The following is a 17,060-nucleotide window of genomic DNA, read 5'->3' on the forward strand; positions in this document are numbered from 1 at the left end:
TCATCAACCGTATTGATGATGAGGTTTGCGCCATGCACCTGCTCGACATTGACCAGCTGAGAACGTTCGTCGCCATTGCCGATACCGGGTCGTTCACCCGCGCGGCGGAGATCGTGCACAAGACGCAGAGCGCGGTGTCCATGCAGATGAAGCGCCTGGAGGACCGGGTCGGCAAGGCGATCTTCGAGCGCGACGGGCGCCTGTCGAAGCTCACCGACGAGGGCGAGCGCCTGCTGGACTATGCCCGCCGGATCGTGCGGCTCAACGCCGAGTGCATCGCGTCCTTCAACGACAACGAGCTCACCGGCCGTGTGCGCCTCGGCCTCCCCGACGATTACGCCGACCGCTACCTGCCGGAGATCCTGGCGCGCTTCTCGCGCTCCAACCCGAAGGCCGAGGTGACGGTGATGTGCGAGCCGACGCCGCAGCTCGTCGAGCGGGTGCAGCACGGCGATCTGGATCTGGCGATCATCACCCATGTGGATCGGCGCGGGCCGTCCGAGATCGTGCGCATCGAGCAGCTTCTGTGGGTCACGTCGTCCCGCCACGGGGTACACGAGGAGACCCCGATCCCGCTGGCGCTCGGCCGCCCCAACTGCGACTGGCGCCACTCGGCCACGGAAGCGCTGGAGAGCGCCGACCGGCCCTTCCGCATCGCCTATGTGAGCTGGCATTCCACGGCCGTGGGCGCGGCCGTGCTGGCGGGTCTTGCGGTCTCGGTGCTGCCGGAAAGCGCCGTGCGCCCCGGCATGCGGATCCTCGGGCCGTCCGACGGCTTCCCGGCCCTGCCCTCGTGCAAGATCGGCCTCATCCGCGCCCGCGGCGAGGAGAACCCGCTGGCGGATGCGCTCGGCTTCCACATCAAGCAGTCGCTGGACAACCTCGGCTCCACCCGCAATGTGCAGCCGATCGCGGCGGAATGATCAGGCTTTCGCAGCCGGCCGCCGCAGCACCAGCACGTTGCCGACGAGCGCCAGCACGACGCCGATGACGGCGAGCGGCGTCCACACATAGCCCTCGATCAGGGTCGAGACCGTGAGCGCCACGATGGGAAACAGCACCGTGGCGTAGCCCGCCCGCGCGGCCCCGAGACGCCGCAGCAGGGTCAGGTACGACATGAAGGCCAGCACCGACGCGCCGACCGCGAGATAGACGAGCGAGCCCACGTACTTCACCGTCGGCTCGATGATGAATTCGTTGCCGCGCACGAGGTTCATCGCCAGCAGCACCGCGCAGCCATAGGTCATGCCCCAGGCGGTGGCCGACAGAAGCGGCACGCCCCGGCGCTGCACCATGGTCGAGATCATGTTGCCCGAGCAGAAGAACAGAGTGCCCATCACGCAAAGCGCCAGCCCCTGCAGGGCCGCCGCGTTGAAGCCCGCGCCCGTGATCTCCGGCCAGAACAGGAACACGATGCCTGCCACCCCGATCACGCCGCCCGCCGCCACCCTGGCCTCCGGCCGCTGCCGGAAGACCACGAACCCGAGCACCAGGTTGAACACGGAGGCGAGCGAGAACACCACCGAGAGCAGGCCGGACGGGATGCTCAAGCCCCCGTAATAGAACGAGATGAAGTTGAACGAGAACAGGCAGCACCCCACCGCCGCGAAGCGCAGGTGGTCGGCAGCCGCAAAGCGCACCTTGTGCCCCGTGGCCAGCACCCAGGCCCACATGAGCACGGCGGCCAACAGGAAGCGCCACAGCACCGACATCTCCGGCGCCACGACCCCGAGCTGCGCCCGGATGCCGATCCAGCTCACGCCCCACAGGAACACGGTGGCGGCGTAAAGGCCGAGGGTCGAGCCGTCGATCCCGCTCGGGCTCTGGGCGGGCATGGCGGCGGTGGCGTGGCTCATGGGGCAAATGTCCTCTTCAGGACCACCCGGATACGCCCTGCGAGACATCAGGACAAATGATGATATCTGATCGTTCTCCGTTGGAACGGTGATGAAACGTTCCAAGGCGCCGCCCTGGAACGCCCCCTAGAATGGGCTGAAACGCCCTGGAACGGCTTGGAACGCTCCAAATAGGGCGTTCCAGGGCCCCTTTCTCCAAGTTTTTCCGCCTTGTCATTCCCGGCCGGAGCGCAGCGGAGGGGAAGGGAATCCACGGCGCCGAGGGTGAGGTGGATCCCCTTCCCGGCCTCATGGCCGCCGGGGACGACACCAAGAAGCTCTCCTCGCCAACCTTGACCATGGCCTCATGCCTCCTATATTGTTCGCGTTTTGTTCTAGTTTCTTGCGACGAGCCGATTGCCATGACCATAGACGCCACCCCCTCCCCCTCGAGCCCCGACCAGCCTGCCACCTCAGCCATCCGTGAGAAGCTGCCGCCGGAGCGGATCGCCCTCATGCGCGACTGGGTGGAATGCACCACCAAGTCCTTCAAACGCATCGGTGAGGCGCTCGGGGTCTCGGCCTCCACCGTGTCGCGCTATGCGGCGGAGGGCGAGTGGAAGCGTCCGCCGGGAGCGGCGCTCCCCTCCCGCCCGGCGCGGCCCAATCCGGCGCCGGAACGCCGGCGCAACCCCGTGCGCCCTGCGACGGGCGAGCGGCGCCAGGAGCTTACGGACAAGCTCTGGCGCCTCGCCGAGCGCCACGCGGAGGCGCTGGAGCACCAGCCCATCGCCCAGGCCCAGCGCGCCCTCCAGCCGCTCGCCCGCCTCACCCGGACGCTGGGCGAGATGGACAAGCACGCCCACCCGCCCTTAGCCCCAGGGCAATACGAGATCGACAACCAACCCCGCCGCAGCCTGCACGAGCTGCGCGACGAACTCGCCGTCCATCTGGAGCGCATCGAGCGCGAGGAGCGGGAGTATGATGAGCGCTATCGCTGGACGTTCGAGAATGGCGGGGGAATATGAGGAGAAATCGAGGATCAGGGAAGGACCGTCAAAGCACCTTTCAACATCCTCATCCGGGGCGACCGTCAACCCGGAGCTGACCTTAACGTCTTCGGTTCCGCGTAGGACAAGCTGTCGTGTGCTGCATTAGCCCCGCGCTCAAGGTGATCCGAAGATTAACTGTATCGGCGCAATTCCGGGATTAGCCGGTATGGTATTGTTGACTTGCCTCCCGGATCGGCGAAGCTAAGACTATAGACACGATATCGTGGTGGATTGAGGAGGCGAGCGATGAGCACCCCCTCAAGGCATGAGGCCCTTCCACCGGGCCGGTGAGAGTCCGGCATTTTCAGGTCTGTCAGCACAGACTGATTTTTTCCCATACGTTCCAAGTAGAATACTAAAGATATTCAAGGCCATAAGAAGAACAATCTGGCATAGGGCGGTCCGTAACATCATGCCGGCCACCCTCATGCGATGGGTGGCAAAATTGCGCAACGAAGATTTCTCAATCAACCGGGCGGGTCCGAATGTCTCAAGCGGGGCTCTGCCACTGATCGCGTTGATCACCCTGACAGCCCTCTGCCTTGCAGCATTGGCCGTGTATTGGGCAGTCCGTCAGAGTGATGCAGCCGCCATTGAGCGCCAGGTGGAGATGACGGAACGGAGTGTTCAAGGCATCCTGCGCGAGCTTTCGCTGCAACAGGAGGTCGTAGCCGTTTGGGACGACCCGGTCCTCCAGCTCAGCAAGATGCCTTTGGACGCACAGTGGCTGGATGAGAATCTCGGCTCCTGGCTCACCCGCACCTATGGGCATGATCAGGTCTACATTCTGAACGCTCAGGATGAGCCCGTCTTTGCCGCTGCCGATGGCGCTCCGGTCGAACCACGCACCTTCAGCAAGATCGAACGGGAGCTTGGAATCCATCTTGCGGAACTGCGGGAGACGCAAGCACCGCTTCATCAGGATTCCACCGGGTCCGCGCAGGACGGGAAGCATCTGACCTCAGGACGGGCAGTGTACGATGCCCATCTCCTGAAGCTGACAGGCCGGCCCGCAGCTGTCAGCGCCATGAAAATCGTTCCTCATACGGATGAGATCACACAGCAGTCCGGGAGCGAGTTCATTCTGGTCAGTGTTCGCTTTCTCGATGGTATATTCCTCCAGCGACTCTCCGAGAAAAACCTCATCGAGGGACTGCACTTCTCATCGACAGAGTACAAAGCGGGCGCTGAGGTCTCAGTTCTGCTCAACTCCGATGCGGGAGGCCGCATCGGCTACTTCGTCTGGACGCCTGAGACACCAGGCACCAAGATCCTCGGCATCATTGGACCGGCCGGCGCTCTGTTCAGCGTGCTCATTCTTGTTCTGATGGGGCTGCTTCTTGGCTGGCTTTCACGCGCGATGTCGGCTCTTCAAACCATGGTCGTCGAACTCCGCGCCAGCGAGGCCCAGGCTCAGCACCTTGCCTTCCACGATGTGCTCACGGGCTTGCCGAACCGGGCTTTGTTCGACGATCGTCTTGATCAGGCCCTGGCCCGCACCCAGCGCGGTGAAAAAGTCTCCGTGCTGATGCTGGACCTGGACCGCTTCAAACATGTGAACGACACATTGGGACATCACGCCGGCGACAGTCTCATCCGGGAGCTGGCAGGACGGCTGTCGAAGCTCCTGAGGAGCAGCGACACGGTTGCACGCCTGGGGGGAGACGAGTTCGCTATCGTGCAGACAGGGATTGCAGGCGACGAGGATATCGACGCTCTGTGCATCCGCATTCTTGCAGCTGTTCGCGAGCCCTTTGATGTTCTTGACCATCAAGCTTTCGTGGGCGTGAGCATCGGCATCGCTGTAGCGCCCGATGCAGGCTCCGACCGTGTTGAGATCATGCGAAAAGCCGACATTGCCCTCTATCGCGCCAAAGCAGAAGGTCGAGGCTGCTACCGCCTGTTCACGGCTGAGATGGACGAGACTGTCAAGGTACGTGGAACCATTGAGGAGGAACTCCGAGCCGCTTTGATGTCGGGAGAAGGACTGGAGGTCGCTTATCAGCCTCAAGTCGCGGGAGCAGGCAAGCCTATCGTGGGCCTCGAGGCACTGGTGCGCTGGCGCCACCCTACACGAGGAGTGATTCTGCCCGATCAGTTCATCCCGGTTGCCGAACAAACAGGCCTGATCTCGCAGCTGGGAGAATGGGTTCTGCGGGAGGCTTGTGCAACATCGCGCCACTGGCCCAATCTGTTCGTCTCGGTCAACCTGTCACCGGTCCAATTCCGCATTGATGGCTTTGCAGAGCGCGTGATGGAGGTTGCCCGCGAGACCGGCGCGGATCCTGGAAAGATTGAGCTCGAGATCACCGAGGGTGTCCTCCTCGACGACGGAGGTCAAACGGCTCAGACGTTGAGGAAGTTGCGGGCGGCAGGTTTCAGGATCGCGCTCGATGACTTTGGAACCGGCTACTCGAGTCTTGGCTATCTGCACCGCTACGAAGTGGACAAGATCAAGATTGATCGCTCCTTCGTGAGCAGTTTGGGACGGGAAGAGAGCGCGGCGGCAATCATCAATGCAATCGTCGCCCTGGGCCAGGCAATGAACCTGACAGTCACGGCCGAAGGGGTCGAAACCAAGGAACAGGAACATTTCCTGCGCAGTGCCGGCTGTGACGAACTGCAGGGCTATCGGTACTTCAAAGCCCTTTCCAAGGAGCAGGTCGCACGTTTTCTCGATCACGCGCCACAACCTGAACGGAGAGGCGCTCTTACGGTTGCATCCTCAACGATCTGAGAGCAGGATTGAGGGAGAAGCTGTACGTCGGTTGGCGCCCTCGCGGATGCTATAAGGAATGGATCACGTCCAGCCTGATGACCGCTGGCGGCATAGACCTGAAGGCAAACCTATGCCCTGCTGCTTCTTCAACATGGATACCGGCGAGGACGTCCACGCCGCTCCCACAGGGCGGGACCGCGCAACGCAGATCAGACCTGCGAGATAATGATGGCCCCCAGTTCTACTTCTAGTTCTACCAGGCCTGTGGATATGTGTGAATAAAGCACCTCATCGGCGGAACGGTAAGCGTTCCGGTGATGGGTCATGTTGTGTGCGCAGGCTTCCCCTCCCCGGCCCAGGACCAGGGCAACGTGGAGCTTCCGCGCTGGATGGCGCCCAATCCGGCCTTCACGTTTCTCTTCAAGGTGGGCGGCCACTCGATGATCAAGGCGCGGATCTTTCCCGGCGACGGGCTCGTCGTCGACCGCAGCATCACGCCAGCGAACCGCCACATCGTCGTGAGGGCATCGACGGGGAGCGCAGCGTCGAGCGGCTGCTGCTGAAAGTCGGTCGCGTCCGCCCCCGTCATTCTTTGACCATTTTCCTGTTCACCTTGGCTTCGCGATTCACTCCACCGTTGCAGCCTCGAACGTTGAAAGGATCATCGTGACTCGGAATCCAGAAAGACGCGCCGCCACAACTCGCAACCTCATGATCACCGGCCTCACCGTCGCGGCCGTCGCCGGTTGGGGCGCCTATGCGTATTCGGCGCTCTCGTCCATGCAGCTCGAACAACGGCTGAACGGGCAAGCGGCCGCCCTTCAGGATTATCAGGCGCAGTTTCTGCAGCAGCGCCGGAAAGCCGAGGAGGGAGCGCGCGAGATCGCGAGGCTTCAGGAGCAGCTCGTGGCGGTGCGAGGCGACAACGAGCGTCTCGCTTTGAGCGCCAAGGAGACCGAGGCAACGCTTGCGACGGCCGAGGCACAACTGGCATCGCTCCAGAAGCTCCACGGGCCTCCGGCCCTCGGCAATGCGCCGGCCTTGCGCGGCATCACGCCCGTGCCCGCGAAGCAGGATATCCTGGTCGCGCAGGAGACGCTCACGCGGCTCGGATTCGGCGACCTCGAAGCCGATGGCGTCATGGGGCCGAGCACACGGCAGGCGATCGAGGCGTTTCAGCGGGTGGCTGGGCTGACCGTGACCGGCGAGCTCCACGGCCTGACGCTGCAATCCCTCATGAGATCCGCAAAAGTCGTCGCGGCGCAGAACGCGCGGGCCGAGCCGCTCCCCGAGTGACGGCCGGCCGCCGAGGGAAGACGCTCGCCAGGCTCACAGTTTCGTGAACCTGCGGTAAGCCCCTGTGCATTCTGCGGGATCCTCGATGGCTTACGGCTGCGAGAGCGGCCGACGCGACGCAGTTAACCCTCAGGTAACCTCGTCTTGGAAGGTTGCGGGCTCCGCAACCCGCAAGGCGAGTATCCTGTAGATGAAGGTTTTGAGCACGGCTGTCGCATTCGTTGTCCTCTCGAGCACCTGTGCCTTTGCACAGACGCCACGAATGGTCGCATCGCGCGACAGCTGGAGCGCCTGGAAGGGTTACGAGGACAAATCGACGATCTGCTACGTGTTTTCCGACGCTTCGTCGAAGAAGCCGGAGCACCTCGATCATGGTCGCGTGAGCCTGTTCGTGCGCCGGCTCAAGAGCGGCCAGACTCGCACCGAAGCCAGCCTGCAGGCCGGCTATCGCTTCGCACCGGCGGCGATCCGTATCGCGGTGGACGGCAAGAGCTTCACCATGATCCCGCGCGGGAACTACGCCTGGCTGCGCCGCGCCGAGCGCGAGGCCGAGTTCGCCCACGCGCTCGAGAAGGGGCGTGTGGCAACCGTCGAGGCAACCTCGAGGCGCGGCAACAGGACCACCTACACCTTCTCGCTCAAGGGCTTCACCGCCGCCATGAAGAGCACCCGCAAGGGATGCCGGTGACCATGTCGGCCTTCGGCCTGCGGATCGTCCCCGTCATCCTGCTCTGCCTGTGGGGCGCGGCATCGACGGATGCCTTTGCCGGATCCGGCCATTCCGCCGAGCCGATGCCTCTGCGGTTCGCATCGCTCAAGCGGGACAAAGTCAATGTGCGGGTCGGGCCCGGCACGCAATATCCGATCCGCTGGATCTATCAGCGCAAGGGCCTGCCGGTCGAGATCATCGCCGCATTCGGCAACTGGCGCCGCATCAGGGGCAGCGACAGCGCCGAGGGCTGGGTTCATGCGGCGCTTCTCTCCGCGAGAAGAACCGCTCTCGCGGCTCCATGGAGCACGGTCAGCGTCGATCTGCGATCGCGTCCGAGCGGCCGAGCGGCCGTCGCCGCGCGGCTTCAGCCCCGGGTGCTCGTGCGTGTGAAAAGCTGCGACCGCCTGTGGTGCATTGTGGATGTTCCCGGGCATGACGTGGAGGGCTACGTTCGGCAGGAGAAGCTCTGGGGCGTCTACCCGGACGAGCTGATCGGAGGCTCTGCGTGGCGATCCAAGCGCGCGTGGCACTCGAACCTCGCGCGGACCCGGATGGCCACGTCCGTGCAGAGCGGATCCACCTTTCCGGGCCCGATGGCGCTGTCATATCCCAAGGAGGCATCGGGCCCGAAAGGGCATTCCACCTTCGGGTCCCATCCGATGCTCTAGCGTGGAGGAGGGCCGGGCTTGCCAAGCGAGCCGCGGGGCGGCAATCTCCCGCTCAACACAACATTCAGCGGGTGGTTGCCGGAGCATCAGTTCGTCGGGCGCCAGGACAAGGGAAGCGGCCAGTCATGATCATGAACGGTGAGAACGCCGGTGCCGGCGAGAAGGACGAGGTCGCTTCGCATGGGTCCAGGATGGGGCTTCTCAGCCGCCGGTCGTTTCTGGCCGGCTCGGCCGCCAGCGTCGGGGCGCTGGGGCTCGCCGGCTGCGTGACCTCCGACGGCATGAGCCTCGCCGAGGCGAGGCAGGTCTACGGGCCGGTGCCCGACGAAAAGTTCCCGATTCCGGCGATCGACGTGAGCAAGGTCGACCCGAAATATTTCCGCAAGACCGTCCGCTACGACACCAAGGAGGCGCCGGGCACCATCATCGTCGATCCCGGCAACTACTACGTCTATCGCATCGAGGAGGACGGGAACGCCACCCGCTATGGGGCCAATGTGGGCCGCGACGGGTTCCGCTGGAGCGGGGACGCCTATGTGGGGCGCAAGAGCGAATGGGCGACCTGGACCCCGCCCGCGGCGATGATCAAGCGCCAGCCCGAGGCGGCCAAATGGGCCCGCGGCATGCCGGGCGGCCTCGACAACCCGCTCGGCGCGCGCACGCTCCATCTCTATCAGAACGGCGCCTACACGCTCTACACGATCTATGCCAGCCTCGACGCGGAATCGATCGGCAACGGCATCACCAGCGGCTGCGTCGGCCTGCTCACGCAGGACATGATGCACCTCTACGACCGCACGCCGGTCAAGACGAAGGTGATCGTCCTGCCGGCTTGAAGCATCGCCAGGCCCGGCGGCCCGTTTCCCCTGGCGCTGCCGACCGGCGCGCCAGTTCAGGCCATTGCTTGGCTCCTGCGGTCCTCCAGCCGATCCACGCCGCGTCCGCGCATATAGGCCTGGGGGCTGCAGCCCATCTCGGTGCGGAACGCGTACACGAAGGCCGATGTGGAGCCGTAGCCGAGCTCCAGGGCCGTGCGGGTGACGTCGAGGCCGCCGCCCATGAGCTCGATGGCCTTGAACAGCCGCAGGCGGCGGCGCCAGGAGCGCAGGCTCATGCCCAGCTCCCCCTCGAAGCGGCGGGTGAGGGTTCGCTCCGACATGCCGAGGTGCCGGCCCCACGCCTCCGGCCCGCGCGGGTCGGCCGGGTCCGCATAGAGCGCCTCGCACAGGGCCGACAGGCCGGAGCCCCCGCGCGGCCACGGCAGCGCGCCCGGGAGGGCTTTCGCGCGCCGGAGCTGGTCGAGGATCAGGCCCGTCACGCGGCCGGCATAGCCGTCCCCATCCTCCTCGCCCTCGATGGCGGTCGCTTCGACGATCAGCGCCTTCAGCAGCGGGGTGACGCCGAACACGGTCGGGCTCGCCGGCAGGCCGCGCCCCGCCTCGTCGGCGATCCAGAGGCTGCGGAACTCCGCCCCGAGCAGGGATCCGGCCCGATGGCGCAGGCCCGTCGGCAGCCACACCGCCTGCTCCGGCGAGATCACGAAGGAATGCCCCTCCACGGCCACCGTGAGCACGCCCGAGATGGCATACACCATCTGGTGCCAGCGATGGGCGTGCTCCGGGAAGGAGTGGCGCGCCGGGATCGACTGCGCCCGCACGGTGATCGGCCGGGGCGGGCATAGGCCGGGCGGCGCCTGGATCGTCTCCCACGTCATGTCGGCCTCCAGTTTGGCGGATATTCTACATCGTTTGGCAGAGCGTCAAAATACGGACAGAAGGCAATCGCGTACAGATGGTTCGATCCTGCGCCCATGCGACCGACCCCAGACCGAGGAACCCGCCATGACCCGCTTCGACAGCCGTGGCCTGCCGCTCTCGACCACGTCCGACCTCGCGGCGGAACGCTATCGGCATGGAATCGACCTGCTCCTCTCGGCCTGGCCCGGGGCGGCGGAGGTTCTGGAGGAGGCCATCGCGGCCGATCCCACCTTCGCCCTCGCCCATGCGGCCCGCGCCCGCCTGCACGCGATCCGGTCCGAACTGGCGAAGGCCAAGGCGCGGATCGCCACCGCGGAAGAGATCGTCGCCCGGCACGGCACCGAGCGGGAGCGCAGCCATGTGGCCGTGCTGTCGCTGGCGATCCACGGCCAATCCGCAATGGCCCTGGAGCGGGCGCTCGCCCATGCGGACACCTGGCCGCGGGACGTGCTGGTCCTGTCGCTGCCGCTCGGCGCCTTCGGGCTCTTCGCCTTCTCCGGGATGGCGAATCACGATCAAGCCCGCGTGGACCTGTGCGAGCGCCACGCCCGACATTTTGACGCGGACGACTGGTGGTTCCTCACCTACCGGGGCTGGTCGCATGCCGAGAACGGCAACGTGGCGCACGGCCGGGCGCTCACGCAGCGCGGCTACGACCTGCGCCGGAACAATGCCAATGCGGCGCACGCGCTCTCGCACGCCCTATACGAGGGCGGCGCGCACGATGAGGCGGAGAGGCTGATCGCCGACTGGCTGCCGGGCTACGACCGCACGGGCGTCCTCCACGGCCACATCGCCTGGCACTCGGCGCTGGGCGCCCTGGAGCGGGGCGATCCGGAGGGGGCGCTGGCGATCTATGCCGAACACATCCAGCCCTCGGCAACGGCCGGGATGCCGGTCAATGTGGTGAGCGACACCGCGTCCTTCCTGTGGCGGCTCAAGGCCTACGGGCACAATGTGCCTACGGGACTTTGGGAGGACGCAGCGGCTTATTCCGAAAACTACTTCCAGAAGGCCGGCTTCGCCTTTGCCGACGTGCACATGGCGCTTCTCGCGGCGGCGACCGGCGACAAGGCTGCGGTCGAAGAGCGCGTGAAGGCCCAGATGGCGTTGATCGAGTCGGGCGCCCTCCCCGCAGGACCGGTGGTGCCGGCGATCTGCCGCGCGGCTCTCGCCTTCGCGGACGAGGACTACGCGGCCTGCGCGCGCATCCTGGAGCCGGTCGCGGCGGAAGTCGTGCGCATCGGCGGCAGCGGCGCCCAGCGCGAGATGGTCGAGGACATGCTGCTTCTCGCTTTGATGCGCAGCGGCGAGGCCGTGAAGGCGGGCCAACTGCTCGACCGTCGTCTGCACCGCCGCCCGTCGTCGCGCGACACGCGCTGGCAAGGCCTGCTCGCCGCCTGAGGATCCCGATGTCACATGCCGATGCCAACGCCGCGATGACGGTCGTGCCTGCAATCCGCTCCGGGACTGCCGATGTCTGGAGGCTCGCGGTCGCGCAGGCGCTCGCAGGCGCCAACTCGGCGGTCATCTATGCGACGGGCGCCATCGTCGGCAGCATGCTCGCCCCGAGCCAAGCGCTGGCGACCCTGCCGATCTCCCTCTTCGTGGTGGGCATGGCGGCCTGCACCCTGCCGGCGGGCGTCATCGCCCGCCGCCACGGCCGCCGCGCCGCGTTCCTGACGGGGACGGGATGCGGCGTCCTCACCGGGCTGCTGGCGGCGCTCGCAATGGTGCTCGGCTCGTTCTGGCTGTTCTGCGCCGCAACGTTCTTCGGCGGGGCCTATGCCGCCGTGGTCCTGTCGTTCCGCTTCGCCGCCGCGGATTGCGTTCCGGCGGAGCGGCGCCCGCGTGCCCTGTCGGCCGTCATGGCCGGCGGGGTGTTTGCCGGAATCATCGGGCCGCAGCTCGTCACCCACACCATGGACCTGTGGCAGCCCTACCTGTTCGCCGCGACCTTCCTGGCGCAGGCCGCCGTCGCGGCCGTGTCGGCTCTCGTCCTGTTCGGCGTGCGGGTGCCGATGCCGACCGCAGCCGAAGTGGCGGGCGGCCGTCCGCTCGGAGCCATCGTGCGCCAGCCTCGCTTCATCACGGCGGTGATCTGCGGCGTTGTCTCCTATACGCTGATGAACTTCATCATGACGGCGGCGCCGCTCGCGATGCGCCTGTGCGGCCTGTCGCACGAATCCTCCAACCTCGGCCTGCAATGGCACATCATCGCCATGTATGCTCCCGGCTTCTTCACGGGACGGCTGATCACGCGCTTCGGCGCGCCCCGCATCGTGGCCGCCGGACTGGCGCTCACGGCAATCTCTGCCGCCATCGGGCTGACGGGCGCGGACGTGGCGCATTTCTGGCTGACCCTGATCCTGCTCGGGCTAGGCTGGAACTTCGGCTTCGTCGGCGCCTCGGCGCTCGTGCTCGAATGCCACCGTCCCGAGGAACGCACGCGGGTGCAGTCGCTCAACGACTTCCTGGTGTTCGGCACGATGGCTCTAGGGTCGTTCTCGTCCGGAAGCCTGCTGACGGCCTACGGCTGGAACACGGTCCTGTGGGTGTCGTTCCTGCCCCTCGCGGCGGCCGTGGCGGCCCTGGCCGTCACGGCGTCGTCCCGCTCCGGTCATGCGGCTGGATGAGATCGCATCTGCGTGCGGCACGGGATCTGACGGACACGCCGGAAGGCCCCGCAGCGATCAGACGGCGTGTGCGTGCGGCGGGCTCACGCGAAGCCAGCATTCACGCTCGGCACGGCCCCTCACAGGAGGCCGCTGGAGACACCGGCCACGCCAGGCGGGCCCGCGGCCCTTTCGCCGGGCTGCCCTCCGTCGGAGCCGGACCGGCGGATGAGCGTGTGGAGGCGGGTGAGGTTGATCGGGAGAAGAACGAGATGGAGGGCGAGCACGGGTATGAACAGGCCCATGGCGCCATATCCGATGAAGCAGACATTGGCCGCAATCGCCAGGATGCGCATCGGCAGCATCGCTTGCTGGGCGAAGGTCGCCAGTGTCAGGATTGAGGCGGCATAGCCAAAGATGTCGATCCAGCCCAGGGTCATGGTGAGCACTCCATGATGGGTTCATCCTCGCTTCAGCTCGGGTGCCGGCCGGCCGCATTCACGGGCGCATTGGCGAAATCCCTGCGCCCGAGCGGCGGCAAGGGGCCGTCGAGCCCGTTGCGCATCATCCGGAACGTCGCGCGCTTCCACGCCGTCATGCCGACGATGGCGATGCAGCACATCGTGTTGGCTGCGAAGACGGCCGTCATGCGCCAGTCGCTCAGCACAAACACCGCATAAGCGACGGTGGAAAGATTGGATACGCCGAAGAGAACCCATGTTGCGCATGAAATGGCCGATGCGCCTTGCGTGTCGCGGCCGATCTTCACCATCTGCGGAAAATAGGCGAAGACACGGGCCGTGTTGCATGCGGTGAACAGCACCAGAGCCACATCGGTGAGAGTGAAGGCCATGATCAATCTGCATGATTGGTGCTGAAGGGGCAGTAGAACGCGACCTCGTTCCGGGTCTGCAGGATCTTCTGAGCGACATCGTCGAGCCTTGCGGCGCCGAAGCGCTCGTACAGGGAGGCCGCCGTGACGCGCGGCTCCGACACGTAACTGCGCCCGACCAGGTGGAGAGCGGCAACGCCCGCGTCGGGTCCGAACTTGCTCTCGAAATACAGGCCCCTGCACCTGCAGCCCGTCAGGTCGACCTCGGAGATCGCCTGACACTCAGCATCGGTGTCGAACTTTGCATCGGATGCATGGGCTGCGGGAAATCCCAGGCACAGGACAATCGCGGCGGCAATAGCGGTGCGTTCCATAGGACCGTCTCCTCTTGGTTCGAGCACAGGCACGCGGCAACCGACCGGGGTTGCTGACGGAGGGCGCAACTTCGCCTTCTCCGTCCACGGGAGTTGCTGCGAATCATCGATACGCGGGACTCAACAGCCTGCCGATCAGGTGCAGGCGAGACGCATGCTCACGTCACTGTCTTCACGCATCATGATGAACGGAGTGGCGCCTCGTGCCATCCTCCATTCAGGGGAAACGAAAGAGTTTTCCTGCAAGGGCCGAGCGCCGGCATCAGAGCGATCCGAGAATGCGTTCGAGATCCCTCAGGTTCACCGCCCCGGTCTTGGCAAGAATGGCGTCGACCTGGGTCTTGATCGTGGTGGCGCGAAGCCCGCGGGCCGTTGCGACGGCCTCCTTCGTCACGCCGCCATACAGCGCGCGGGCGACCTCCGCCTCATTGGCCGTCAAGCCGAACAGCTCCCGAAGCAATGCGGCTGCGGGCGGATCCTTCGCGGCCGCCAGGTCGCGGAGCAGAACGAGTGCGCGCCCCGGCACGCGCCCGGCCGGAGCCGCATCGGCGCCTGCAAGGCGGCACGGCAGGGGCGAGACGAACACCGCCACGGCACTCATGCGGGTCTGGTTCCAGGCGCGCATGACACCGCCCGCCGCGCCACGCAGGGACGTTGCCCTGATGAGATCGGCAAGCCTCGCATTCTCCTCCGCGTGGCAGGCGATCAACGTCAGCCGGCGTCCTCGTGCGGAGCCCCGCGACTGAACCAGCTGGATCCCGCCTTGCGAGGCGGCAATGGCCTCGGCCGAGAGGTTGGCAAGCACCACCTGCGCGTCCGCATCGACCACCACCGCTCCCACCGGGAGCCCGTCGAGCGCCGCCCGGGACGCCTCCGCCGCAGCCTGGGTGGGACGCAGCTGATGGCGCAGCTGCAGGGCGCGCTTGAGATGCGGCAGAACCGCCTGTACGCGGCGCGCATCCTCGCCGTCGAAGGCGGACATGCCGTCCGGTCGATGAAGGCCGATGGGCATCACCCCCGCGGCGCCCAGGTGGACGACCGTTCCCACCACATAGCGCAGGCCGAGTTGGCGGCCGAAATCGTTGTAGAACTCGCTGCGGAGGAACTCGCTGTCGGGCACGAGATGCCCGCTGGTCCACACTTTGGGAATCCGGTCGGGAGGCGTGTTGACGATCGCCTTGGCCGCACGGTTGGTCCACAGATCCACGGACCGGTAGTGCTGCTGGTAGGCTGCCACGGCCGCAGGCGGGATTTCGGCGTGATAGAGAATCTCGCTGGATCCCGTGCTGAAGTCGCCAGCCATCAGGGAGGCGCTTCTCGCGTTCACCAGACTTTCGAGGCCCCGCCCCACGGCGGTCCACGAAGTGCCCCCGCTCGCTGCATCGTAAATGACGTCCGTCAACGCCAACAGCTGCTCCGACATGGTGCACGCTCCACGTCTTCAACGCCCCCGATGCGGCCGGTGTTGTCTGCTGTTGGCCTCCCAAGCGCCACAGGTCAGCTTAGCATAAAACGACCGGGACGCTTCCTCCATTTGGGGGATATGGCCGGCCGAGGCACCGAAGCGGCGGTCCTGTCATCGTCCGAGAGGTCGAAGCGCCGGGGACACCGACCGAGATGTCCGCCGTCCCCTCAACGCCTCGCCATGACGATGTACAGCCCCGGCACCGGACGGCCTGCTTCGAGCCGAATGGTGCTCTCCACGGTCTCCAGGATCGTGAAGTCGGAGGCCGCTGCCTCGAGATGGGCGAGGGAATGAGCGAAGCGGCCGGAGGGCTGGAGGATGACGCCGTCTCCGGCGGCGAGCTCGATGCTGAGCGCAAACAGCCCGCCCGGCACCAGGGCGCCGGCGGCAGCCCGCATGAGGGGCGCAAGATCGCCGAAATAGATCAGCGAATCCGCCGCGAAGACGAGATCGAAGCGGTGTTGCGCGGCCTCCAGATAGGCCACGGCCTCCGCCTTGACGAGCTCGCCGTATCCGCCGCGCTTCTGCGCCTGGGCCAGCATGCCCGAGGACAGATCGACGCCGATCAGATGGTCGCCGAGCGGCTGCAGGTCTGCGGCGGCGAGACCCGTGCCGCAGCCGAGATCCAGCATGCGTGCGAACCCGCTGCGGTGCCCGGCCACGAGCTTCGCCATCTCGCGCGGGGCATTGTACTGCAGGGTCTCCACGAGCCTGCTGTCGAACTGGGGCGCAAACTGGTCGAAGGTGTGTTCGATATAGTCCGTGGGAGCGGCCTTCATGCTCCGCCCGAGGACGGCATCGAGCAGGTAGCGCCGGACCGGATCGTCGGGCTGCTCGGCGAGCCGCATCCGGCCGATTTCGGCAGCGGCTTCAAGATGACCGGAGGCGCTGAGCACGGAAAAGGCATCGCGCGCGATGATATCGAGATCCTCGCGGTCCTCGCCGGCGATGGCAGCGTAGTCGCGAAGCGCTTCCCGGACGCGGCCTTCGATCATGGCCTGGAACGTCAGGGCGCGGGCCCGCTTCTGCCGTGTCGGCGGATCGAGCTCCAAGGTCAGCCGGGCGGCCTCGTCGAAGGCGCGCGCGCAGGCGGCGAAATCGCACACGATGAAGGACAGATGGCCGAGGGCGAAATGCGCCAGGCCGTTGACGGGATCGAGCTCGACGGATGCGCGCACCGCGTCGAGCGCTTCCTGGTAGTGCTTCTTCCTGAACAGCAGCAGGCCGAGCCCGAGATGGGCTGCGGACGCCTTCGGATCCAGCGCGATGGTGCAGCGGTAGGCCTCCTCGGCCGTCTCGGCGGCGTCGAGCCGGTCCGCGATGCTGGCAAGGGCCTGCCAGGATGGGGCGCTGTTCCGATCGAGATCGAGGGACGTCCGGATCGCCGTCAGGGCCTGCTCGTCGCGGTCTGAGGCGCTATAGACGCTCGCCAGGTCGCGCCAGAGGTTGGGATCCTCCGGCGCAAGGGAGAGCGCGGCCTCGAAGGTCCGGGCGGCGGTGTCGAACCGTCCGTTCTCCCAGTGCATGAGACCGAGCTTGCGCAGCGCAGGCGCCGGATGCCCGAACCGTTCGACGATGCGGCCGAAATCCGGCAGGCTCGCCTGCAGGCTGGCCACCAGGGCCATGGTGACGCCGATGTCGGGGAGATGGATGTTCGTCATGGTCGGGATCCGCGTGCCTTGTGCCTGAGGTCAGGCCACCTGGTGCAGGGATAACCGAGCAGGCTTTGCTGGGC

17 protein-coding genes are annotated in these 17,060 nt (G+C 66.1%); 10 read left to right on the top strand and 7 right to left on the bottom strand.

The window, feature by feature from the left end:
• Positions 1-32 precede the first annotated feature (32 nt).
• The gene (locus tag JAO75_RS02675) at positions 33-923 is read left to right on the top strand and encodes a LysR substrate-binding domain-containing protein (RefSeq protein WP_199046459.1); all 891 of its coding nucleotides are present in this window, start codon (positions 33-35) and stop codon (positions 921-923) included.
• Here the strand turns inward: JAO75_RS02675 and JAO75_RS02680 are convergent, their stop codons facing one another.
• A complete protein-coding gene (locus tag JAO75_RS02680; RefSeq protein ID WP_199046461.1) occupies positions 924-1,856 on the bottom strand; it encodes a DMT family transporter in 933 nt (310 codons plus the stop codon).
• Positions 1,857-2,257: 401 nt separating this feature from the next.
• Between JAO75_RS02680 and JAO75_RS02685 the strand changes: the two genes are divergently transcribed.
• The 7 genes from JAO75_RS02685 (at position 2,258) to JAO75_RS02715 (ending at position 9,118) form a co-directional block, all read left to right on the top strand.
• Entirely contained in the window at positions 2,258-2,863 is a 606-nt protein-coding gene (locus JAO75_RS02685; protein ID WP_199046463.1) for a hypothetical protein, read from the top strand.
• A gap of 436 nt (positions 2,864-3,299) precedes the next feature.
• Positions 3,300-5,624: a putative bifunctional diguanylate cyclase/phosphodiesterase gene (locus JAO75_RS02690; protein ID WP_199046465.1), complete on the top strand. Its 2,325-nt coding sequence runs from the start codon at positions 3,300-3,302 to the stop codon at positions 5,622-5,624.
• A gap of 299 nt (positions 5,625-5,923) precedes the next feature.
• Positions 5,924-6,169, top strand: a complete 246-nt coding sequence (locus JAO75_RS02695) for a LexA family protein (RefSeq protein WP_199046466.1) — start codon at positions 5,924-5,926, stop codon at positions 6,167-6,169.
• Between the two features lie 103 nt (positions 6,170-6,272).
• Entirely contained in the window at positions 6,273-6,902 is a 630-nt protein-coding gene (locus JAO75_RS02700; RefSeq protein ID WP_199046467.1) for a peptidoglycan-binding protein, read from the top strand.
• 262 nt (positions 6,903-7,164) lie between these two features.
• Positions 7,165-7,590: an invasion associated locus B family protein gene (locus JAO75_RS02705; RefSeq protein ID WP_199046468.1), complete on the top strand. Its 426-nt coding sequence runs from the start codon at positions 7,165-7,167 to the stop codon at positions 7,588-7,590.
• Positions 7,581-8,282, top strand: a complete 702-nt coding sequence (locus JAO75_RS02710; protein WP_199046469.1) for an SH3 domain-containing protein — start codon at positions 7,581-7,583, stop codon at positions 8,280-8,282. The genes JAO75_RS02705 and JAO75_RS02710 overlap by 10 nt, the downstream gene beginning before the upstream one ends.
• Positions 8,283-8,407: 125 nt before the next feature.
• Positions 8,408-9,118 (top strand): L,D-transpeptidase family protein, encoded by a 711-nt coding sequence (locus tag JAO75_RS02715; RefSeq protein ID WP_199046470.1) that lies wholly within the window; start codon positions 8,408-8,410, stop codon positions 9,116-9,118.
• A gap of 56 nt (positions 9,119-9,174) precedes the next feature.
• Here JAO75_RS02715 and JAO75_RS02720 read toward each other — a convergent pair whose 3' ends face one another.
• Positions 9,175-9,996, bottom strand: a complete 822-nt coding sequence (locus JAO75_RS02720; RefSeq protein ID WP_199046471.1) for an AraC family transcriptional regulator — start codon at positions 9,994-9,996, stop codon at positions 9,175-9,177.
• A 127-nt stretch (positions 9,997-10,123) separates the two neighbouring features.
• Between JAO75_RS02720 and JAO75_RS02725 the strand changes: the two genes are divergently transcribed.
• Both JAO75_RS02725 and JAO75_RS02730 read left to right on the top strand, forming a co-directional pair.
• Complete coding sequence (locus tag JAO75_RS02725; RefSeq protein ID WP_199046472.1) at positions 10,124-11,443, top strand: tetratricopeptide repeat protein; 1,320 nt, start codon at positions 10,124-10,126, stop codon at positions 11,441-11,443.
• Between the two features lie 8 nt (positions 11,444-11,451).
• On the top strand, positions 11,452-12,675 hold the full coding sequence (locus JAO75_RS02730; protein ID WP_199046473.1) for an MFS transporter: 1,224 nt from the start codon (positions 11,452-11,454) through the stop codon (positions 12,673-12,675).
• Between the two features lie 119 nt (positions 12,676-12,794).
• Here the strand turns inward: JAO75_RS02730 and JAO75_RS02735 are convergent, their stop codons facing one another.
• The 5 genes from JAO75_RS02735 to JAO75_RS02755 all read right to left on the bottom strand — a co-directional run bounded on the left by JAO75_RS02735 (position 12,795) and on the right by JAO75_RS02755 (position 16,986).
• The gene (locus JAO75_RS02735) at positions 12,795-13,094 is read right to left on the bottom strand and encodes a hypothetical protein (RefSeq protein WP_199046474.1); all 300 of its coding nucleotides are present in this window, start codon (positions 13,092-13,094) and stop codon (positions 12,795-12,797) included.
• A gap of 32 nt (positions 13,095-13,126) precedes the next feature.
• Complete coding sequence (locus JAO75_RS02740; protein WP_199046475.1) at positions 13,127-13,507, bottom strand: hypothetical protein; 381 nt, start codon at positions 13,505-13,507, stop codon at positions 13,127-13,129.
• 2 nt (positions 13,508-13,509) lie between these two features.
• On the bottom strand, positions 13,510-13,860 hold the full coding sequence (locus JAO75_RS02745) for a hypothetical protein (protein WP_199046476.1): 351 nt from the start codon (positions 13,858-13,860) through the stop codon (positions 13,510-13,512).
• A 262-nt stretch (positions 13,861-14,122) separates the two neighbouring features.
• Complete coding sequence (locus JAO75_RS02750) at positions 14,123-15,283, bottom strand: helix-turn-helix transcriptional regulator (RefSeq protein ID WP_199046478.1); 1,161 nt, start codon at positions 15,281-15,283, stop codon at positions 14,123-14,125.
• A 209-nt stretch (positions 15,284-15,492) separates the two neighbouring features.
• On the bottom strand, positions 15,493-16,986 hold the full coding sequence (locus JAO75_RS02755; RefSeq protein ID WP_199046480.1) for a methyltransferase domain-containing protein: 1,494 nt from the start codon (positions 16,984-16,986) through the stop codon (positions 15,493-15,495).
• Between the last annotated feature and the right edge of the window lie 74 nt (positions 16,987-17,060).

It is taken from the genome of Microvirga splendida (assembly GCF_016427565.1).
In the GTDB taxonomy this organism is placed as follows: Bacteria; Pseudomonadota; Alphaproteobacteria; order Rhizobiales; family Beijerinckiaceae; genus Microvirga; species Microvirga splendida.

Bases quoted from the DNA above. Each gene is read 5' to 3' on its own strand.
- JAO75_RS02675 (WP_199046459.1), top strand. From the start codon at position 33: ATGCACCTGCTCGACATTGACCAGCTGAGAACGTTCGTCGCCATTGCC.
- JAO75_RS02680 (WP_199046461.1), bottom strand. From the start codon at position 1,856: ATGAGCCACGCCACCGCCGCCATGCCCGCCCAGAGCCCGAGCGGGATC.
- JAO75_RS02685 (WP_199046463.1), top strand. From the start codon at position 2,258: ATGACCATAGACGCCACCCCCTCCCCCTCGAGCCCCGACCAGCCTGCC.
- JAO75_RS02690 (WP_199046465.1), top strand. From the start codon at position 3,300: ATGCCGGCCACCCTCATGCGATGGGTGGCAAAATTGCGCAACGAAGAT.
- JAO75_RS02695 (WP_199046466.1), top strand. From the start codon at position 5,924: ATGGGTCATGTTGTGTGCGCAGGCTTCCCCTCCCCGGCCCAGGACCAG.
- JAO75_RS02705 (WP_199046468.1), top strand. From the start codon at position 7,165: ATGGTCGCATCGCGCGACAGCTGGAGCGCCTGGAAGGGTTACGAGGAC.
- JAO75_RS02710 (WP_199046469.1), top strand. From the start codon at position 7,581: ATGCCGGTGACCATGTCGGCCTTCGGCCTGCGGATCGTCCCCGTCATC.
- JAO75_RS02715 (WP_199046470.1), top strand. From the start codon at position 8,408: ATGATCATGAACGGTGAGAACGCCGGTGCCGGCGAGAAGGACGAGGTC.
- JAO75_RS02720 (WP_199046471.1), bottom strand. From the start codon at position 9,996: ATGACGTGGGAGACGATCCAGGCGCCGCCCGGCCTATGCCCGCCCCGG.
- JAO75_RS02725 (WP_199046472.1), top strand. From the start codon at position 10,124: ATGACCCGCTTCGACAGCCGTGGCCTGCCGCTCTCGACCACGTCCGAC.
- JAO75_RS02730 (WP_199046473.1), top strand. From the start codon at position 11,452: ATGTCACATGCCGATGCCAACGCCGCGATGACGGTCGTGCCTGCAATC.
- JAO75_RS02735 (WP_199046474.1), bottom strand. From the start codon at position 13,094: ATGACCCTGGGCTGGATCGACATCTTTGGCTATGCCGCCTCAATCCTG.
- JAO75_RS02740 (WP_199046475.1), bottom strand. From the start codon at position 13,507: ATGGCCTTCACTCTCACCGATGTGGCTCTGGTGCTGTTCACCGCATGC.
- JAO75_RS02745 (WP_199046476.1), bottom strand. From the start codon at position 13,860: ATGGAACGCACCGCTATTGCCGCCGCGATTGTCCTGTGCCTGGGATTT.
- JAO75_RS02750 (WP_199046478.1), bottom strand. From the start codon at position 15,283: ATGTCGGAGCAGCTGTTGGCGTTGACGGACGTCATTTACGATGCAGCG.
- JAO75_RS02755 (WP_199046480.1), bottom strand. From the start codon at position 16,986: ATGACGAACATCCATCTCCCCGACATCGGCGTCACCATGGCCCTGGTG.